Here is an 18947-nt window from a genome sequence, read left to right on the forward strand (position 1 = left end):
ATGCCCTCGCCGGCGCTCAGGCCACCGCTACCTGCTGCACCAGGCGGTCGAGCACGGCATCGGCACCGATGCCGGCCGCATGCGCCTCGTACGACAGGATCAGCCGGTGGCGGAAGACATCATGCACCACGGCCTGCACATCCTCGGGCGTGACAAAGTCGCGCCCATGCAGCCAGGCGTGCGTGCGCGCCACTTTGTCCAGGCCGATCGAGCCGCGCGGGCTCACGCCGATCTGGATCCATTTGTCGAGGTCGTCGTCGACCGGCCTGGGCGCGCGCGTGGCCTGCACCAGCGTGACGATGTAGCGCTCCACGGCATCGCTGACGTGGATCCCGTGGATCTCCGCCCGCGCGGTGAAGATCGCTTCGGGCGCCAGCCGCAGCGGCTGCGCGCCGCCGCCGGCCCCGCCGCCGGCCTCTTCCCCGCGCGCGAGCCTGACGATGTCCGCCTCGGCATCCGCCTCCGGATAGCCCACGCTGACATGCATCAGGAAGCGGTCCATCTGCGCCTCGGGCAGCGGATAGGTGCCTTCCTGCTCGATCGGGTTCTGCGTGGCCATCACCAGGAACAGCGGTTCCAGCTTGTGCGTGGTGCCGCCGACCGTGACCTGGCGCTCTTCCATCGCTTCGAGCAAGGCCGCCTGCACCTTGGCCGGTGACCGGTTGACTTCATCCGCGAGCACCAGGTTGGCGAACACCGGGCCGGCCTGGAAGCGGAACTCGCCCTTGCCGCCTTCGGTGAAGTAGACCTCGGACCCCGTGATGTCCGCCGGCAGCAGGTCGGGCGTGAACTGGATCCGCGACAGCCGCGCGTCCAGGTTGCGCGCCAGCATCTTGATGGCGCGCGTCTTGGCCAGCCCCGGCAGCCCTTCCACCAGCAGGTGGCCATCGGCCAGCAGGCCCAGCAGCAGGCGTTCGATCATGCGTTGCTGCCCCACAATCGATTCGCCCATGCGCTGCTGCAGGGCCAGGACGTCGTCGCGCGCGCTCATGGCGTGTTCCTTGGTTCAGCCGGTGCGCGGCGTGCGGGGCGAGCTGACTGGCCGCCGACAAACCAGGCGTAGTAGGGATTGTCGGGATCGGCGCGCATGGCCTGCGCGATATGGCGGGCCCAGGCTTCGCGGTCGCCGCGGTAGGCGTCGAGCCCGGCGCGGTAGAAGGTGTGCAGCACTTCGCGTTCGCGCCGCAGGTCGCGCCAGAATACTTCGTCGGCACCTGCCAGCGGCGGCTCGCTCTGCAGCGACAGCAGCCTGGACAGGGTTTCCGGGAAGGCATCGCGGCGGACCCAGCCGGCGTACTCGATGCGCGGGCGGTCGTCGGTCACGGCCGGCGCATCGGCCGCATACCAGTCCAGGCCGGCGCGGTCGGTGACCCAGGTCGCCATCAGCGCCTCCGGCGAGCGCACACCCACGGCCCGCAGCGCTGTGGCAACCTCAGGCTGCTCAAAGCGCGTGCGGATACGCTCGGCATCCAGTGCCAGCGGCGACATCGAGCCCACCAGCATCATCTCGTGCAGTTCCGTGGTCCACAGCGTGGCGTGTGGGAACACGTCCAGGAAGCTGCGCACCAGCATGCGGGTGTCTTCGTCGTTCTGCGTCGGCAGCGGCAGCCACTGCGCCACCATCCCGCCGGGTTGCAGCCGCGCGGCCGCCAGGCGGTAGAAATCGGTCGAGTAGAGGTTGACCACGCCGGCTGCCGACGGGGGCGGCGGCTCCAGCGTGATCAGGTCGTACTGCTGCGTGCTCTGCAGCAGTTCACGGCGGCCATCGCGCAGGCGGATATCCATGCGCTTGTCGGTGGCGACGCCGAAATTGCCTTCGAATCCGGGCACGGCGCGCGCCACCGGTGGTAGCAGTTCGGCCACCACGCGGTGCTCCAGGCCCGGCCAGGCCAGCGTGGCGCCGGCCGTGATGCCGGTGCCAAGGCCGATCACCAGCGTGGACCTGGGCGTGCCGTTATGCACGATCAACGGCAGCAGCGCCTGCAGCCGCATATAGCGCTGCGAGGTCATGGCATCGCCGGAATTGGAGACGCCCTGGATATAGAGGCGCCGGAAACGGTTACCGGGCGAAGCCTGCTCCACCACGGCCACGGTCGCGCCGCGCCCTTCCTCGTAGAACACCAGTTCGCCGCCGCGCGCCCGCGCCAGCAGCGTGGCCAGCCGGTCCGCTGGAGCCAGTACGGCAGCAATCACTGCCAGCACGCCAAGCATCGGCACCGCCCAACGCGCCGCGCGGCCCACGCCGCTACCCAGCGCCACTGCCACCACGCCAACGACGGCGGCCGCCACGGCCAGCAGTGACAGCGTATGCACCAGCCCAAGGTAGGGCACCAGCACGAAGCCGGCCAGCACCGTTCCGGCGATGCCGCCGAGCGTATTGAGCGCCACCACGGTGCCCACGCCGGCGCCGACTAGCCGGCTGTCGACACTCACACGCAGCACGAACGGGAACGCCGCGCCCAGCAGCAAGGTCGGCACGAACACGACCCACAGCGCCGCCAGCGCAAAGCTGGCACAGGCCGCCATCAGCGGGCTGGACGTCAGGCCCTGCAGCCAGGCAGACAAGCCTCCCTGGGCGCGCAGCAGCCATTCGCCCAGCAGCACGAATTCAAGCAATGCCACCAGTCCCGCCCCCGCCACCAGCAGGCCGAAGGCGCCCCACGGATCGCGCACCCGGTCGGCATGGCGCGCGGCCAGCACGCTGCCGATGGCCAGCCCGGCCAGGTAAGTGGCCAGCACCACGGTAAAGGCGAAGGTGCGCGTGCTGAGGAACTGCACGATGGCCTGCGACCAGACCACCTCGTAGCCGAGCGCGATGCCGCCGGCGGCGGCATACAGCACCAACGCCAGGCGGCCGTTGGCCACATCCCCCGCGCTCGCACCAGCCGGCGCTGCGGTCACATCGGCGGGCCCGACGCCGATCTGCGTACGACCGGCCAGCAGCCAGGCCACCAGCGCGGCTGCGCCATTGAGCACGCCCGCCGCGATGGCACTTCCGAGAATGCCCAGCAGGGGGACCAGCAAAAAACCCGCCAGCAGCGTGCCGGCAATCGCGCCGGCGGTATTCGCGGCATACAGCCGCCCGCCATGCACGCCCACGCGGCCGGCGCCGGGCGTCAAGGCGCGCATCAGCACCGGCAAGGTTCCGCCCATGGCGGCTGCCGGCAGGATCACCAGCACAAAGGGCAAGGCCCACGCCAGCCATCCGGCGCGCTGCTCCAGCCATGCGAACGGCGCCGCCGCATGCGCCAGCGCCACGGTTGCGCCGATGCCCAGCACCAGCACGCCGATCTCCAGCCACGCATACAGGCGCAGCGGATTGCCATGGCGGTCGGCCACGCGGCCGAACAGCCAGCCGCCCAAAGCCAGCCCGGCAAAGAAGGCGCTGACCGCGGTGGTGATCGCGTGTACGTCGACGCCAACCACCAGCGACAACTGTCGGATCCATACGATCTGGTAAACCAGTCCGGCCGTGCCGGACGCAAACAGTAAAGCGGCCGCCCAGAGCCACGTCTGGTCGGCCGTGTCGCCCCACTGCGCTACGGCGGCTTCAGGAAATTCGGTCTTGACAGAGCGCACCCGGCGCCCGTCTTTGCCACCATTGCCGCCCGGGGCGGCATGAGATTCGATCATGAACTGGACCGTTGGCGCGAAGGCCCGCGCGTACGCAGGCCTTCGCCGGTTTCAACTGCCATCACAGGTGGACCGCGCTGACGACTGACGGCATTACCTCTTCTTCATCGCCTCTTCAATCTGCTTGTCGACCTGCGCGCGCACCTGGTCGATGCTGAAGCTGGCCGGCTTCTGGCTCGGCGGATAGGCGACGAAGCTCTCCAGGAACGCCGAGGCCTTCATCGTGCCAATCGCGAACAGATACCCGTTCTTGGTCAGCCAGTCGTTGTACTGGTCGGACACAATGTCAGCGCGTTCATACGGATCCATGCGCAAGTTGAAGAGTTTCGGCGCCCGCAGGCACTTGAACGGATCCTGCCAGACCTGGAACCCGCCCGGCGTGGTCTGCTCGCAGAACACGACCTTCCAGTTGTCATAGCGCATCGCCACCAGCACGCCGTCGTCGTTGAAGTAGTAGAACTCGTTGCGCGCGCTCTTGTTGGTCTGGCCGGTCAGGTACCCCAACTGGTTATAGCCGTCCAGGTGCAGCTTGGAGTTCTTGCTGCCGATCGAGGTGCCCTTTAGCAGCCGCTCCTTGATATCGCCATCGCCGGCGGCCGCCAGCAGCGTCGGAAACCAGTCCAGGCCCGAGAACATCTCGTTGCTGACAGTCCCGGGCTTGATCTTGCCCGGCCAGCGGATCATCGCCGGAACGCGGAACGCGCCTTCCCAGTTGGTGTCCTTCTCGCTGCGGAACGGCGTGGTTGCCGCATCGGGCCAGGACCACTGGTTGGGGCCGTTGTCGGTGGTGTAGATGACGATGGTGTTGTCCGCGACCTTCAGGTCATCCAGCGTCTTGAGCAGCTTGCCGACGTCGCCGTCATGCTCAAGCATGCCATCGGCATAGTCGTTGCCCGGCATGCCGCTCTGGCCCTGCATGGACGAACGCACATGGGTGAACGCGTGCATGCGGGTCGTGTTCATCCACACGAAGAACGGCTTGTCCGCCTGGACCTGCCTGGTGATGAACTTCTGCGCCGCGTCGGTAGTCTCGTCGTCGATGGTCTCCATGCGCTTGGTGGTCAGCGGTCCGGTGTCTTCGATCTTGCCGTCGGCCGTGGAGTGCAGCACGCCCCGCGGCGAGAAATTCTTCACGTACGGGTCGTTCTTATCCTTCGGCCAGTACGGGCGCTGCGGCTCTTCCTCGGCGTTCAGGTGGTAGAGGTTGCCATAGAACTCGTCAAAGCCGTGCTTGGTCGGCAGGTACTCGTCACGGTCGCCCAGATGGTTCTTGCCGAACTGGCCGGTGGCATAGCCCAATGGCTTGAGGGCTTCGGCAATGGTCACGTCGCGGGCTTGCAGGCCAACGGGCGCGCCAGGCACGCCCACCTTGGACAGGCCGGTGCGCAGCGGCGACTGGCCCGTGATGAACGAGGAGCGGCCTGCCGTGCAGCTGTTCTCGGCATAGTAGTCGGTAAACATCATCCCTTCGCGGGCGATGCGGTCGATATTCGGCGTGCGGTAACCCACCACGCCCATGCTGTAGGCGCTGATGTTGGTCTGGCCGATGTCATCGCCGAAGATCACCAGGATGTTGGGCTTCTTGCCCGACGTGTTGACGGCCACGGGCGCGGAAGCGGCTTCCGGTGCGACCGGCAGGTTGGACTGCGCCGGCGGCCGTGCCGGCGTTGCGGACGTATCTGGCGCGGCTGCCGGCACCGGCGTTGACGGCTGCTGCGCGGCGGGCGCATGCTGCTTCGGTTCGTCGGACTTGTTGCAGCCGGCGATCGCCGCAACGGCGATCGCCATCGCGGCCATGGCAAGGCGCGCGCCGCGCCTTGCCTGGGTGGTCTCTGTCATGCGTTGCATTGCTGCTCCCGGTAGTCAAACTGATTCAACCTGCGTCCGGCACGCGTGGCGTGCCGGCTTCCGCTTCTGCCTACTTCGCACCAGCCTTGGGGTAATGAGGTAGGCAGCGTCAGCGCACCGCCGGCCGTGACGGGCCGCGCATTGCCACCGGCGCCTGCCGCTGCATCTCCGCCCAGCGGCCCTCGTCCATCACCAGCCGGAAGCCGAGGTGCGACATGCTGTTGTACGGATCGGTCCCGCGCCGCGCGCTGGGGCGGTAGCTGAGGCAGAAGTCCTCATTGCAAAGGAAGGAGCCGCCGCGCGTGACGCGCTTGGGCGCGTTGACCGGCACGCCGGGTTCAGCCGGATCCCAAGAGACCAGCGGGCCCACCGGATTCTCGATCGGCTGCGCCTTGGCGGCCTCGCGCCGGAACTGGTCGGCCCGATACCAGTCCGCCACCCACTGCCAGGCATTGCCGGTCATGTCGGCCAGCCCGTAGCCGTTGGGAGGAAAGGTACCGACCGGGCTGGTGCCCAGCGCGCCGCCGGCCTTGGGACTGACCACCGGGAACGGCTGATTCTGCTGGCCCTGCCAGACATTGGCCATCTGCTTGCCATCGGGAGAGAACTGCTCGCCCCAGGCATAGGTGGCCTGCTCCAGCCCGCCGCGCGCGGCAAACTCCCATTCCGCCTCGGTCGGCAGACGCTTGCCGACCCACTTGGCATAGGCCTGCGCGTCTTCGTACGAGACCTGGACCACCGGGTGATTGTCCTTGCCTTCGATCGAGCTGCCGGGACCGGTCGGATGACGCCAGTCGGCGCCGGGCACATAGCGCCACCAGCGCGAGTAATCCTGCAGCGGTACCGGCTGCGGCGTGCCCACGAAGACCATGCCGCCGGCAACCATGGCGCTGTCAGGCGGGCGCGGCGTGCCGGGCGGCAACTGGACCCGCAGAGTTTCCCAGTCAGGCGCCCGCTCCGCGGTCGAGACATAGCCCGTGGCTTCAACGAACTTGCGGAACTCCACGTTGGTGACGTGGTGCTGGTCCATCCAGAAGGCGCGCACGCGCACCTTGTGGGCGGGCTTTTCGTTGGGCTGCGCCATCTTGCTGTCGCTGCCCATCAGGAATTCGCCGCCGGGCACGCGCGCCATGCCGGCCGGACCGTTCTTGCCATCGCCGATAACGATGGTGGGCGCCGATGGCGTGCGCCCCTGCATGTACCAGTAGCTGCCACCGAGGCCCGCTGCGACCCCGAGACCGAGCAGCGCCGCGATCAACGCCTTTTGCCCGCTGCGCCGTCCGGCGGCAAGTGCAACCGAGCCGGAACGCCCCGTGCCTGCACCGGTATTGCTGCCCTCACGTCGTCCGCTCATTCACTCTGCCTCTCTACAAAAGTCATGCTGGCCCAGCGCAAACAATGATCTCAGATGGCTACAGCGATCAGAAGTCAGCCTTTTCTCGTTTCGGGCGCAAGTGAATTAAGTTTTTCTTTCGCCCCCCCGCGGCGCCTTGCTCAACGCTGGATAATTGCCGTTGACCGAGACATCCGGCGGGCAGGCCAGATGCGTTCAGTGCCAGGCACTTCCCACCTGGATATAGAAGGCGTTCTGGCCCTTGCTGTGGGCCACATCGATACCGATCGACACGCCCAGCTTGCGCGCGATGATGTAGCGAAAGCCCGTACCGATGCTGTAGATGGTCGACGCATCTGAAAAATCATGCCAGCGCCCATATGCCTTGCCGACGCCGGTGAAACCCAGCAGCGACCAGCGTGGCGTCACATCCCAGCGCAGCTCCATTTCAGCCGCCAGCGCATTGCGGTCCTGGTAGCGCCCCTTCTGCACGCCGCGCAGGTTGACAAACGGCTGCGCGTAGAACGGCACGTCGCCGGAGGAGAATTGCGTATCGGCGCGCAGCCCCAGGATCACGGTGTGCGCCAGCGGCAGCTAGGTGAAGCCGCGCGCGTTGTACATATTGAACGAATGCGTGCTGCCGAAGCCGGCGCGCGCGAACTGCGCCTCCAGCTCGCCATAGCTGCCGCGGCCGGGGTAGAAGATGTTGTCGCGCGAGTCGTAGTCGACCACCAGCCCGGCCTTGCCGATGCGCTGGGTATGGTTGATGCTGCCCAGCTCGCCCGCGTCGCCAAACTTGAAGGTCGCCGTCGAATCGAAATACACATAGCGCGGCCCCACGTACCAGCGCGTATCGGCAAAGCGCACGAGCAGCTGCTGCACCAGGGCCACGCCTCTCAGTTCATAGGCACGGGGCTTGTTCAGCAAGCCGAAATAATCCAGATTTGCATCGACCTTGCCGATCGCCCCAAGATAGCGGTAGCGGTCGCCGTCCCAGGTGTGAAAATGCGCCACACCAGCGCCCCAGGTGCCGCTTTGGGTATAGGCGCCGCCGACGGCCGTAATGTTCGGCGGCGCAGGGCCTTTGCCGCTGGCCTTGGCATTGGCCGCCGCTTCCGCCATCGATTCCGCGAAAAACATCAGCCCCAGCCCGCCGCCGTAGCCAATGGCCGGTTCCGTGATCACGACCGGCACCGGCAGCGCACCCTTGTGATTGAGCAGGAAATCGCTCATGTCCAGCATGCCGTCTTCAGGATCGAAGAACGACAGCGGTCTCTTTTCAGCCGGCGCTTCAGCCTGGCTGAAGGCGGCGCCGCACCAGAGCCAAGCCAGTGCGCCGAGCAGCGATGCAATGCGCTGACTTGCGTGGGAGCGGGTCATCGGAAAATTAAGAATATTCCATCTTGATGACTACAGCGGGAACTGGATATTCAATCCCATGAACACCTGGAATTTAGGCACCCCGACTCCCTCGTGCCCCACCGTCCATTGCGGCTCGGCAAACAGGTTGCAGGTTTCCTTGCCGATTTTCCAGATCTTGCCCGCGCCAATACCGAGGGGAATGTAATAATTCCCACGCTTCAGGTCGAAATTCCAGGTGGCGGTGCTGCGCAGGTACCAGCCTTGCGGCAGGTTATAGATCACGAACGGCTGCGCGGTCAGGTTGTCCTGGGTCGGGCGACCGCTTTCGCCGGCAAAAGAATGCTGCCAGGTCACGAGCCCGCCGATCATGCCCCATTTCTGCGGGGAGATTGCCACGCCGGCCAGGCCGGCTTGCCATTTCCCGGTGCCGGTCTGGTCGTGCGATGCCGTGGGGATGGTCAATTGCGGGCCGATGCCCCATTCCATCCCCATCCCCTTGAGCAGCACCAGGTTGAACAGGTTCAGGTCGCCCAGCCCGGTCTTGCTGCCGTCCGGCGCCACGTTCGGCGTGGTGGCGACCGGCATCGTAAACCGGACGATCTGCGGCAACCCGAACAGCTTGTGCGGAATGGTGCCGCGCAGCAGGACGCTGTTTCCGTCCTTGTCGCCGAGTCCGTAATAGCGCCCCACATATTGGTCCTGCAGATTCAGGGTAATGGTCGGGCTCAGCGGATTGTTTGACGAATTCATGTCCTCCGTCGATGGCCCCGCCGCACCGGCAAGCACCGGCAATATCGCCGCCGCACTGCCTGCGGCAAGTCTTAGTCTCTGCATGACTGAATTCATTTCCGCATCGCCGCTCTTAATGAAATCTGGTAATGCCACCATTGAATATGGCAATTGCATCATGGCAGACCGCCTGGATGCTTGAGAAGTAAGTATTTGCGATTCCGTGATGAAGATTTTCGTATATTCGCTTGCCGACAGTGACCGGGGGCTTTGCTGGTGGTATGAAATGTCGTGAAAATAAACAGGTGAGGCCGTAGTTCACCGTTTGATTTCCCCGTAGCAGGCGCAAGCCGGCCTGCGCCTGAGGTCGGCATTCCGGCAAGCGGCTGAGCGACCTTGCACTTCACGTTCCATGACCATGTCAAAGACCCTTGCAAACCGGATGGCCATTGCAGCCTCCCTCCTCGTTGCCTGCGCGGGCGCTCACGCGACCGAAGGCGCCCTGGGGCGCCCGGTGACCGGCACCAGCGTGCTCCCCAATGTGGGGATCGTGTCGCCGGAACCGGCGCTGATCGTCAACGTCGGCGAGATCTACCTTGATGGCTCGATCGGCGGCAGCCGCAGCGTGCCCATCGCGGGCAAGGCATCCGCCGGGGTGGACGGCAAGGTGGCGTTCACGCTGGCAACCGTGATGAAGGTCTGGGACACCGGCCCCGGCGCGTGGAATTTCGCCTCCAGCTTCACGCTGCCCTATGTCTGGACCAAGGTCACGGCCAACGTCAGCGCCGGCGGCCGCGGCGGCAGCATCCAGGACACCTCGTCGAACCTGTTCGACATTACCTTCGCACCGATCATCGCGGGCTACCACTTCTCGAAGACCGAGCACGTGGCCCTGAGCCTGAACGTGTGGGCGCCGACTGGCAAGTACGACCCTAACGCCCTGGCCAACCCCAGCCTGAACAACTGGACCTTCATTCCTCAGGTGGCCTACACCAGGCTGTTTCCCGAACACGGACTTGAGTTCGATGCCGTGGCCGGGATCCAGTTCTACACCCGCAACAACGCCACCGATTACCAGAACGCGCCGCTGTTCACGCTCGACACCATGCTGCTCAAGCGCTTTGCCAACGGCGCCGGCCTCGGGCTGATCGCCGGCACGACGCAGCAGCTGGGCGATGACAGCGGCCCGCTGGCCGACCGCCTGAACGGTTTCCGCGGCCATGACTGGGCGGTGGGCCCGATCGCCACCTACGACACCAAGATCGGCGCCAGGAGCCTGCTGTCGCTGGGCCTGCGATGGGTGCCTACGGTGGCCGGCAAGAACCGCCTGAAGAGCACGAATACGTTCATGGGAACGGCGACCATCGTGTTCTGATTCCTGCAAGTTCCCAGGCGGCAAGGCAGAATGCGTCCCACGCTCCCCATCGGGCGAGTTAAAGTACGCATCCAATGGCGCCTGCGTTGATCACGCGCAAGCCCACAACCTTTGCAAGCCTGCAGACTGGCATCCATGACCTCAGCCCCCTCCTCGTCAACACGTGCCACCGGCACGAGTGCCTCGCCCTCAACGCCATTAATCCCCGGGGAACCCACCCCCGTGACTCGCCGCCGCCGGGCTCCGGTGCCGCGTGGCCGCTTCGCCTGGATCACCGGGACCCTCAGCTGGACCCTGCTGATCGCCAGTACGCTGTTCTGGTGCGCGCTGCTGTTTCCGCTGGCGCTGCTGAAGCTGGCGCTGCCGTTTGCCGCCGTCAGGCGGCGCATCGATCCGCTGCTCAACGGCATCGCCACCGCCTGGATCTCTAACAACACCGGCTGGTTCGCGTGGATCCAACGCGAGCCGTGGGATGTCCAGGGCAATGAAGGGCTGCGCTATGCCGACTGGTACCTGGTGAACTGCAACCACCAGTCGTGGGCCGATATCTTCGTGCTGCAGCGCTCGCTGAACCGGCGCATCCCGCTGCTGAAGTTTTTCCTGAAGCAACAGCTGATCTATGTGCCGGTGATCGGGCTGGCGTGGTGGGCACTGGACTTTCCCTTCATGAAGCGCCATGGCAAGGCGCAGCTGCGGCGCAATCCGGCGTTGCAGCGCCAGGACCAGGAAACGGCGAAGCGCGCCTGCGCGAAGTTTTCTCTGGTGCCGACCAGCGTGATGGTGTTTGCCGAAGGCACCCGCTTTACCGAGGCCAAGCGCGCGGCCCAGGACTCGCCGTACCGGCATCTGCTCAAGCCCAAGGCAGGCGGACTGGCGGTGGCGCTGAATGCGATGGGCAACAAGTTCCGCTCGCTGGTCGACGTCACCATCGTGTACCCGGAAGGCGCGCCAGGCTTCTGGGACCTGGCCTGCGGGCGCGGCGGCCCGGTGCTGGTGCGCATGCGGCAGTTGCCGGTGCCGCCGGCCTTCTGCGAGGCGGATTACGGCAGCGACAAGGCCTTCCGCAGGGAATTCCACAACTGGCTGGCACGCCAGTGGGAGGAGAAGGATGCGGAGATCGATGCGTTGGTGTCGGGGCGGGTGGGGTGAGGTTTTGGGGGGGTGATTGGGTTTTCGCTGTTTGGGAGGTTTGTGGTTCTTGGGGGGGGTGGGCTGTTTTGCCGGCGTAGCCGGCGGGTTTCGTGTTCGTTGGCTTGCTTGGGTATGTAGGTCGGGTTCGATGTTGTCGTAGGTTTTACCGCCTGGTTCCGCCCTGCTGGGCGGGTCACTTTTTGTCCGAGCGACAAAAAGTAACCAAAAAACGCGTCGCCTCTGGCGGCTGGCCACCAATTCCTCGGTGTGGGTGGTGCGGGCGGCGGTGATTTCCGGTCGATGGGGTGGGTGGTTCGACCCTGCTACGCACCCTGTCTGTGCCCACATCAACGGACTATTGGACGAACCCGACTTTAGGCTATTGGCAGCCTGCTAAGCACCGCGTCGGTGGGACGCCTTCGGCTGCGCTTCGCGCACGTCCTAACGTGGCAGAACCAGTGGCCACGTCCTGATTTTTCCTTTGGCCCGGCATCATCCGCGACAACGCCGTGCGAGCGCAGCGACGCACTCCGTGCCCGAGCAACTGACCTACGATACTGAGTGCGCGCAGCCGTAGGCGTCCTACCGATAACCTCGTTAGATGGCTGCCAACAGCCTAAAGTCGGGTTCGTCCAATAGTCCCTGGACGCAAGGCACATCCCGGGAGCGTAGCAGGGTTGAACCACCTACCCCACCGAACGGAAATCACCGCCGCTGGAACCACCCCCGCCGAGGAATTGGTGGCCAGCCGCCAGAGGCGACGCGTTTTTTGGTTACTTTTTGGCGCTCGGCCAAAAAGTGACCCGCCCAGCAGGGCGGAACCAGGCGGTCAAACCTACGACAACAGGAACCCGACCTACATACCCAACAAGCAAGCCAACGACCAGAAAGCCCTCCGGCTACACCAACCTCTCCACTGCCCCCTTCCCCTGCCCCACCGCCGCGCTCAGCGAAGGACTGCCGGCATTGTCGCTATTGGCGATGCTGATATTGCCCACACCGGCCAGCCCCGGCCACGCCGCGTCCGGCGCCACGTTCTCACCCGCCAGGCTGTCGGGCATATAGCTGTAGCCGTGCGCCCAGCGGTTGACAGTGATGCCGCGGATCACATCCTTCGAAGCAAACCCCTTGTGCCCGAGCATGCGGTCAAGCTGCGCGCGGATGTCGCGTTCCAGCGTGTCGAAGGGCGTGCCGAGCAGCAAGGCGCGGCCCGCGCGGAAACGGTCGCGCGCCTGCATGCCGCTGTCCGGCACGGTCGGCACATAGAGCATATGCAGCACAGCCGGATCGGAGGGCTGTTTGCCCGCCGGCGGTTCCAGCCACAGGTCGGTATAGGCCATCGCCGGCGCGTGGATACGGCGCGTGCGCAGCGCCGCGAACGCCTGCCAGTGGTCCAGCGCCACCTTGGTGTAGACCAGCGGCGCCTTGGCCTCGTTGTGCAGCATTTCCTTCTGCTGCGCCGGCAGCGACGGCAGCAGGTACGGAATCATCATGTTGTAGCCGGCCAGCACCACGTGGCGCGCCTCGACGCGGTGCAGGTTGCCGCTGAAGCCATAGGTCACGCGCGTGATATTGCCGTCGGGCTCGACCGCGATCGCGGTGCTGTTCAGGCGCAGGCGCACCGGCTGCCCGTCGCGGTCCAGGCGGCTGTAGTCGAACGCGGCCGACACCACATCGGCCGGCCGCGCGATCGACGCCACGCCCGGGATCAGGCTCTGCACCAGCAGCCGTGCCAGCGAGGCATTGCCATCCGGAAACCACAGGCGCGAGGCCGGCGACTTGCCAAGCCTCGGGTTTCCCGCCGGCGCGGGCATGTTGGCGCCGGCAGGCAGGCCAATGGCAATCGCGTCGGCAACGGAGATCCCATCGGCATCCAGCGCATAGGCATCGTTGCTGCGGCTGCGCAGGAAGCGTTGCCCGGCCAGGCCGATGCCGGCCTTGTCGCGCAGGAAACTTGCATAACGCATGGCGCGCAGCGCAGCCGCACGCTCGGCGCCGGACAGCGCCGGCAGGTAATCAGTGGTGCCGGCGGCCAGCCGCGCCAGCGCGGCGCGCTCCGCCGCAGACAACGGCGTGCTGTCCAGGAAGCGCGACAGGGCCGCCGCATCCGGGCCAGTGGCCTGCTGCCCGTTGCGGGCATCGATCAGCTCGCCGAACGGATCGCCCCCGACCCATTGGTCACGCCCGAAATGCTCGGCATCGAAGAACACGGCGCGGCCCATGCCGAGCGCGGCATAGGGATCCGCAGGCGCCGTGCCAGGCGGGCGCGTGGCGTCGAGCCCGACCCCTGCCAGCAGTTCGCGCACCGCGGCGTCGCCGGCAGCGCTTGCGGGCATCTCCGCGCTGCCACCATAGGTCACCAGCCGCTGGCCGCGCACCGTGAACTCATTGCGCTTGGCATGGCCGCCGAAGTCGTCGTGGTTGTCCAGGATCAGGATGCGGCGATTCGCGCCGAAGCGGCGCCGGTAGAACCACGCCGCCGCCAGCCCGCTCAGGCCACCGCCGACCACCACCAGGTCGAAGGCTTCGCGAGCCAGCACCACCGGATATTTCGCGCCCTCGCGCGCCAGGCTGTGCGCCAGCGTGTAGGTGCCGGGATGGTTGCCGCGCAGGCCGGTCAGGGCCGGCGGGTACGCTGCGCCGGCCCCACCCTGCTGCGCGTGCAGCAGTTGTACCGGCGCAAGCCCCGCGGCGATGGTCAGGGCGGTGCCATTGAGGAAGTCTCTGCGCGTGATCGTCATCGGGGACTCATCGTTCGGCTTCGGTGCGATGCTGGGCGGCCAGCGCCTTGCGCCGCGCGGCCACGTCGGCCTCTGGCACCGGCTTGGCGCGGTTGCCCCAGTTGCCGCGGATAAAGGTCAGCACGTTGGCCAGTTCCTGGTCGTCCAGCGTCCAGCCGTAGCCGGGCATGTGGTAGTCCGCCGGCGCGGTACCCACGCGAGCCGTCACGGCGCCGTCGAGCAGCAGGTTGACCAGCGAGGCGGGGTCGGGATCGGCCACGGTCGGGTTGCCGGCCAGCGGCGGGAACACGCGGGCAAATCCCTTGCCGTCGGCACCGTGGCAAGGCATGCAGAACACCGCGTACTGGCGCGCGCCGGGCAGGTCGAAGCGGCCCTGCCGCAGTTGCTGCGCGCTGGCGGGATCGTGCCGGAACGGCTTGTCCTCGCCGCGCGCGCCGGGCAGGGATTTCAGGTAGGCAGCCACCGCGTCGAGATCGGCCGGGTTCATGTACTGGGTGGCGGTGGAGATCACCGTGGACATCGGCCCGAACGAGGTCGCGTGCCCGTTGCGCCCGGTGCGCAGGAACTCCGAGATATCCGCGCGCGACCACGCGCCCAGGCCGGTGATCTGGTCGCCGGTCAGGTTGGTGGCGGACCAGCCCTCGACGCTCGCGCCGGCCAGGAAATGGCGGCTGCGCTCGTCCAGCCCCTTCTCGGCGTACAGGCTGCCGCGCGGCGTATGGCAGGCCCCGCAGTGCGCCACGGCCTGCACCAGGTAGGCGCCGCGGTTCCAGGCCGCGCCGCGGGCTGGGTCGGTGCGGACGGGGTCATCGTCGAGAAACAGGACGTTCCACACCGCCAGCAGGCTGCGCATGCTGAACGGCCAACGCATCTGCGGCGCGGGGTTGCGCTGCGTGACCGGCGCCACCTCGGCGCGCAGGTAGGCATACAGCGCCGCCACGTCCTCGGCGCGCATGCGCGCATACGACGGATACGGCATTGCCGGATAGAGCCGCTTGCCGTCGCGCGCCACGCCGTGCCGCACCGCGCGGTCGAACTCCGCCAGCGTATAGGCGCCGATGCCGCTGCTTGCATCGGGCGTGATATTGGTCGAATGGATCGTGCCGACCGCCGTGCGGATCGCCAGCCCGCCGGCAAACGGCTTGCCGCCATCGCTGGTGTGGCAGGCGGCGCAATTTGCAATGCGCGCCAGGTAGCGGCCGCGGTCGATCTGTTGGGTATCGGATGCGGTGGCGGCCAGCGCCAGGCCTGCCGGCAGCAGCACCGCCAGCGCCAGGCTGACCAGTTTGCGCAGCGCGCGATATGCGGCGACGCCAGGTCCGTCGGGCAGAAGAAGCATGGGAGCGATCAGGTCAGGCAGTGGACACAGCCCAGTTTGCCACCAGCACCAGGCAGACCACCAGCCCGGCGGCCACGGCCACGCCGGTCAGGATCAGCGGCACCGGGCGCAGCGTGTCCAGGTCACGCTGGTGCTCCTGCCCCTGGCGCAGGCCAAAGAAGCCCCACAGCACGGTCCGCAACAGCCTCAACGGGTTCATGGCATCTCCTTGCATAACGCCTATGCGTACGAGAGCCGATTATGGACCGTACGCGCCAGCCATAACAGCATCAGATAACAGGAAAATTTACGTATCAGTTTGACGCCGGCGGGCGATAATCCCTTCATCCCTGCCGCCCCTACCGCCCACCGATGAAACGGTACGAAGCCCTCGCCGAGACCCTGGCCGCCGATATCCGCAACGGCAGCCTGCCCCCGGGCACGCGCCTGCCGTCGATCCGCAAGACCGTGGCCCAGTATGGCGTGAGCCCCTCCACCGCCTTCCAGGCCTATTACCGGCTGGAAGAGCGCGGGCTGGTGCGGGCGCGCGAGCGCTCCGGCTACTACGTGGCGGGCGCGGCGCGGCGCGAGCTGCCCCAGCCGCAGGCGCGGCCGTCGCGCCAGGTGTCGACGCAGGTCGACATTTCCAAGCTGGTCTTCGCCGTGCTGGAAGGCGCGCGCGACCGCGAGCTGGTGCAGTTCGGTTCGGCCTTTCCCTCGCCCGAGCTGTTCCCGTGGGAGCGGCTGGGCAAGTCGCTGGCCCGCGCCGGCCGTGCGCTCGACCCGTGGTACTCGGTCAACGACCTGCCACCGGGCAATACCGCGCTGCGCCGCCAGATCGCGCTGCGCTACCTGGGCGCGGGCGCGCCGCAGCCGGCCGAGGACCTGGTCGTCACCAACGGCGCGCTCGAGGCGCTGAACCTGTGCCTGATGGCGGTGACGCAGCCGGGCGATGTGGTCGCGATCGAATCGCCCGGCTTCTATGCCTCGCTGCAGGCGCTGGAGCGGCTGCGGCTCAAGGCCGTGGAGATCCCGGTCGACCCCGCCGAAGGCATCGACCTGGGCGCGCTCGACGCCGCGCTGTCGCGCCACCCGGTCAAGGCGTGCTGGTTCATGACGCAGTTCCAGAATCCGCTTGGCGCCAGCATGTCCGAGGACAAGAAGAAGGCGCTGGTGGCCTTGCTGGCGCGCCACCAGGTGCCGCTGATCGAGGACGATGTCTATGGCGAGCTCTACTTCGGCAACCGCTGCCCGCTGCCGGCCAAGGCCTTCGACACGCAGGGGCTGGTGATGCATTGCAGCTCGTTCTCGAAGACGCTGGCGCCGGGCTTCCGCATCGGCTGGGTGGCGCCGGGCCGCTTTGGCGAAGCCATCCAGCGGCTCAAGCTGATGACCACGCTGTCGGCCGGCGTGCCCACGCAGGTGGCGCTGGCCGAATACCTGCAGCATGGCGGCTATGACAAGCACCTGCGCCGCCTGCGCCATGTGCTGGAGATGCAGCAGGGACGCATGATCGATGCCATCGGCCAGCACTTCCCGGAGGATGTGCGCGTGTCGCGCCCGGACGGCGGCTACTTCCTGTGGGTCGAGTTTGCACCCGGCTTCGATGCGCTGGCATTGCACCATGCCGCCCTGGAAGCAGGTATCGGCATTGCGCCGGGACCGATCTTCTCGGCGCGGCAGGGATACCGCAACTGCATCCGGCTGAACTACGGGCACTTATGGAGCGATGAGGCCGAGGCCGCGGTCGCGACCCTCGGCCGGCTCATCGCGCAGCAGCAAGGTGGCTAGCGCGCGTCGCGATGGCGGCGCAGCGCCAGCTCCAGCGCCTCGAACACGGCCTGCACCACCAGTGCCAGCATGGCCGCCGGGATCGCGCCGGCCAGCAGCAGCGCGGTATCGTTGAGCGCCAGCCCGGTGGCAATGCGCTCGCCAAAGCCCCCCGCCCCGACAAAGGCCGCGATCGTCGCGGTGCCGACGCTGATGATGGCCGCGGTCTTGACGCCTGCCAGCAGCACCGGCAAGGCCAGCGGCAGTTCCACGTAGCGCACGACCTGTCCGCCGCGCAGCCCGAGCGCCCGCGCCGCGTCGCGCATGCCCTGCGGCACCTGTTCCAGGCCGGTGGCCGTGTTGCGCACGATCGGCAGCAAGGCATACAGAAACAGCGCCACCATCGCCGGCCACACGCCGATGCGGCCCAGCAGCGGGATCAGCATCGCCAGCAGGGCCAGCGAGGGCACCGTCTGCAGCACACTGACCACGCCCAGCACGACCTGACCGGTGCGGCGCCGCCGCGCCGCCAGCATCCCGAGCGGCACGCCCACCAGCGTCGCCGCGCCGACCGCGCCCGCTACCAGGCCGACATGGCGTTGCGCCAGGCGCGTGGTGTCGGGCCCGAACAGCGCGGCGGCCAGCCGGCTGCGCGGTCTGGCACTGTCAGGCGTGGTCTTTTGCCCCGCCGTACCGGCGAGGAAGGCGCGCGCAATCGCGTCGAATGACTGGCCGTCAATCTCCGCCGCCGCATTCATGGCGATCATGTCGTCGGCGCTGACGCGCCCGGCCAGGCGCTCCAATGCCTGCCATGCCTGCGGGAAGCGCTGCGGAACATCAAGGCGGTAGACCACCACCGCGTCGTAACGCGGGAAGTAGTGCCGGTCGTCCTCCAGCACGCGCAGCTTGTATTTGCGGATCTTGGCGTCGGTGGAATAGATGTCGATGGCATCGACCTGCCCGGCCGCCAGGGCCTCGTAGGCAACGCCGTGGTCCAGCCCGACCGGGCGTTGCGGCAGCCCGTAGCGGCTGGCCAGCCCCGGCCAGCCGTCGGCGCGCCCCAGGAACTCATGCGACAGGCCGAGCCTGAGTTGCGGCTGCGCTGCAAGATCGCTCAGCCGGCGCAGGTCGCCGGCGCGGGCATCGGACACGGCCAGCGCATAGGTGTTCTCGAAGCCAAGCGGAATCGCCGCCCCCAGCCCCATCGGTGCCAGCGCCCGCTGGATGGCATCGAGCCCGGCTCCGGGGGGCAGCTTGAGGATCTCGGTGGCGAGCGTGCCGGTGTAGTCCGGATAAAGATCGATGCTGCCGGCCTTCAGCGCCTCGAAGACGATCGCGGTATTGCCCAGCCCTGGCTGGTGCTGTGCGGCCCCGGGCGGCCCCGCGGCCTGGGTCAGCAGCTCGCCAAGGATGTACGACTCGGTGAAGCGCTTGGAACCCACGCGCAATGGATCCGCCGCGCGTGCCGGCACGGCACCCGCGAGTGCAGCAGTCAGCACCCACGCCAAGGCATGCCACAGCCGGCGCCCTGTTCGCCCTATCTCCCGACTGCCACGGATCCAAGCCAAAACGTCTGTCCCGATGGTGGGCCGGTGTGCGCCCGGCATCGCTACATCATAGCTGGCACATGTCCTTATCCAGAAATAGTATTTGTCATTTGCATGATGAAGGCATCAGAATGCGGATTACACATTCTTTCCAAGTGCG

General features: G+C 67.0%; 12 protein-coding genes and 1 pseudogene. 3 read left to right on the forward strand and 10 right to left on the reverse strand.

The features are described 5' to 3' along the window. Positions 1-16: 16 nt before the first annotated feature. The 6 genes and pseudogenes from ACZ5MJ_RS10380 to ACZ5MJ_RS10405 all read right to left on the reverse strand — a co-directional run bounded on the left by ACZ5MJ_RS10380 (position 17) and on the right by ACZ5MJ_RS10405 (position 9085). The gene (locus ACZ5MJ_RS10380) at positions 17-991 is read right to left on the reverse strand and encodes an AAA family ATPase (protein ID WP_464219154.1); all 975 of its coding nucleotides are present in this window, start codon (positions 989-991) and stop codon (positions 17-19) included. Then, a complete protein-coding gene (locus ACZ5MJ_RS10385; RefSeq protein ID WP_464219156.1) occupies positions 988-3633 on the reverse strand; it encodes a fused MFS/spermidine synthase in 2646 nt (881 codons plus the stop codon). Before ACZ5MJ_RS10385 ends, ACZ5MJ_RS10380 begins: the two co-directional genes overlap by 4 nt. A gap of 93 nt (positions 3634-3726) precedes the next feature. Then, positions 3727-5481, reverse strand: coding sequence for a sulfatase-like hydrolase/transferase (locus ACZ5MJ_RS10390; RefSeq protein ID WP_464219157.1), 1755 nt, complete (start codon positions 5479-5481; stop codon positions 3727-3729). Between the two features lie 109 nt (positions 5482-5590). Beyond that, entirely contained in the window at positions 5591-6835 is a 1245-nt protein-coding gene (locus tag ACZ5MJ_RS10395; protein ID WP_464219158.1) for a formylglycine-generating enzyme family protein, read from the reverse strand. Positions 6836-7030: 195 nt separating this feature from the next. Beyond that, positions 7031-8194, reverse strand: a pseudogene (locus ACZ5MJ_RS10400) (BamA/TamA family outer membrane protein). A gap of 30 nt (positions 8195-8224) precedes the next feature. Then, on the reverse strand, positions 8225-9085 hold the full coding sequence (locus tag ACZ5MJ_RS10405; protein WP_464219161.1) for a hypothetical protein: 861 nt from the start codon (positions 9083-9085) through the stop codon (positions 8225-8227). A gap of 238 nt (positions 9086-9323) precedes the next feature. Here ACZ5MJ_RS10405 and ACZ5MJ_RS10410 point away from each other — a divergent pair, with 238 nt between their 5' ends. Next, positions 9324-10280, forward strand: a complete 957-nt coding sequence (locus tag ACZ5MJ_RS10410) for a SphA family protein (protein WP_464219163.1) — start codon at positions 9324-9326, stop codon at positions 10278-10280. Between the two features lie 246 nt (positions 10281-10526). Then, on the forward strand, positions 10527-11429 hold the full coding sequence (locus tag ACZ5MJ_RS10415; RefSeq protein WP_464223697.1) for an acyltransferase: 903 nt from the start codon (positions 10527-10529) through the stop codon (positions 11427-11429). A gap of 881 nt (positions 11430-12310) precedes the next feature. Here ACZ5MJ_RS10415 and ACZ5MJ_RS10420 read toward each other — a convergent pair. Genes ACZ5MJ_RS10420 through ACZ5MJ_RS10430 form a run of 3 tightly spaced genes read right to left on the reverse strand, consistent with a single transcriptional unit; the run spans position 12311 to position 15690 of the window. Then, the gene (locus ACZ5MJ_RS10420) at positions 12311-14152 is read right to left on the reverse strand and encodes an NAD(P)/FAD-dependent oxidoreductase (protein ID WP_464219165.1); all 1842 of its coding nucleotides are present in this window, start codon (positions 14150-14152) and stop codon (positions 12311-12313) included. A 7-nt stretch (positions 14153-14159) separates the two neighbouring features. Next, positions 14160-15491 carry a c-type cytochrome gene (locus ACZ5MJ_RS10425; RefSeq protein WP_464219166.1) on the reverse strand — a complete coding sequence of 444 codons (1332 nt, stop codon included), beginning with the start codon at positions 15489-15491 and terminating at the stop codon, positions 14160-14162. Between the two features lie 13 nt (positions 15492-15504). Further along, on the reverse strand, positions 15505-15690 hold the full coding sequence (locus ACZ5MJ_RS10430) for a DUF2970 domain-containing protein (RefSeq protein ID WP_464219167.1): 186 nt from the start codon (positions 15688-15690) through the stop codon (positions 15505-15507). Between the two features lie 152 nt (positions 15691-15842). Between ACZ5MJ_RS10430 and ACZ5MJ_RS10435 the strand changes: the two genes are divergently transcribed. Continuing rightward, a complete protein-coding gene (locus ACZ5MJ_RS10435; protein ID WP_464219168.1) occupies positions 15843-17261 on the forward strand; it encodes an aminotransferase-like domain-containing protein in 1419 nt (472 codons plus the stop codon). Here the strand turns inward: ACZ5MJ_RS10435 and ACZ5MJ_RS10440 are convergent. Then, positions 17258-18739 carry a glycine betaine ABC transporter substrate-binding protein gene (locus ACZ5MJ_RS10440; protein ID WP_464219169.1) on the reverse strand — a complete coding sequence of 494 codons (1482 nt, stop codon included), beginning with the start codon at positions 18737-18739 and terminating at the stop codon, positions 17258-17260. The two genes, ACZ5MJ_RS10435 and ACZ5MJ_RS10440, sit on opposite strands and share 4 nt — an antisense overlap. Positions 18740-18947: the final 208 nt, after the last annotated feature.

It is taken from the genome of Cupriavidus sp. LA-1, from assembly GCF_055385985.1.

Excerpts from the sequence above, each read along its gene's own strand:
- ACZ5MJ_RS10395 (WP_464219158.1), bottom strand. The coding sequence starts at position 6,835 with ATGAGCGGACGACGTGAGGGCAGCAATACCGGTGCAGGCACGGGGCGT.
- ACZ5MJ_RS10385 (WP_464219156.1), bottom strand. The coding sequence starts at position 3,633 with ATGATCGAATCTCATGCCGCCCCGGGCGGCAATGGTGGCAAAGACGGG.
- ACZ5MJ_RS10435 (WP_464219168.1), top strand. The coding sequence starts at position 15,843 with ATGAAACGGTACGAAGCCCTCGCCGAGACCCTGGCCGCCGATATCCGC.
- ACZ5MJ_RS10430 (WP_464219167.1), bottom strand. The coding sequence starts at position 15,690 with ATGAACCCGTTGAGGCTGTTGCGGACCGTGCTGTGGGGCTTCTTTGGC.
- ACZ5MJ_RS10405 (WP_464219161.1), bottom strand. The coding sequence starts at position 9,085 with ATGATGCAATTGCCATATTCAATGGTGGCATTACCAGATTTCATTAAG.
- ACZ5MJ_RS10420 (WP_464219165.1), bottom strand. The coding sequence starts at position 14,152 with ATGACGATCACGCGCAGAGACTTCCTCAATGGCACCGCCCTGACCATC.
- ACZ5MJ_RS10410 (WP_464219163.1), top strand. The coding sequence starts at position 9,324 with ATGTCAAAGACCCTTGCAAACCGGATGGCCATTGCAGCCTCCCTCCTC.
- ACZ5MJ_RS10380 (WP_464219154.1), bottom strand. The coding sequence starts at position 991 with ATGAGCGCGCGCGACGACGTCCTGGCCCTGCAGCAGCGCATGGGCGAA.
- ACZ5MJ_RS10425 (WP_464219166.1), bottom strand. The coding sequence starts at position 15,491 with ATGCTTCTTCTGCCCGACGGACCTGGCGTCGCCGCATATCGCGCGCTG.
- ACZ5MJ_RS10390 (WP_464219157.1), bottom strand. The coding sequence starts at position 5,481 with ATGCAACGCATGACAGAGACCACCCAGGCAAGGCGCGGCGCGCGCCTT.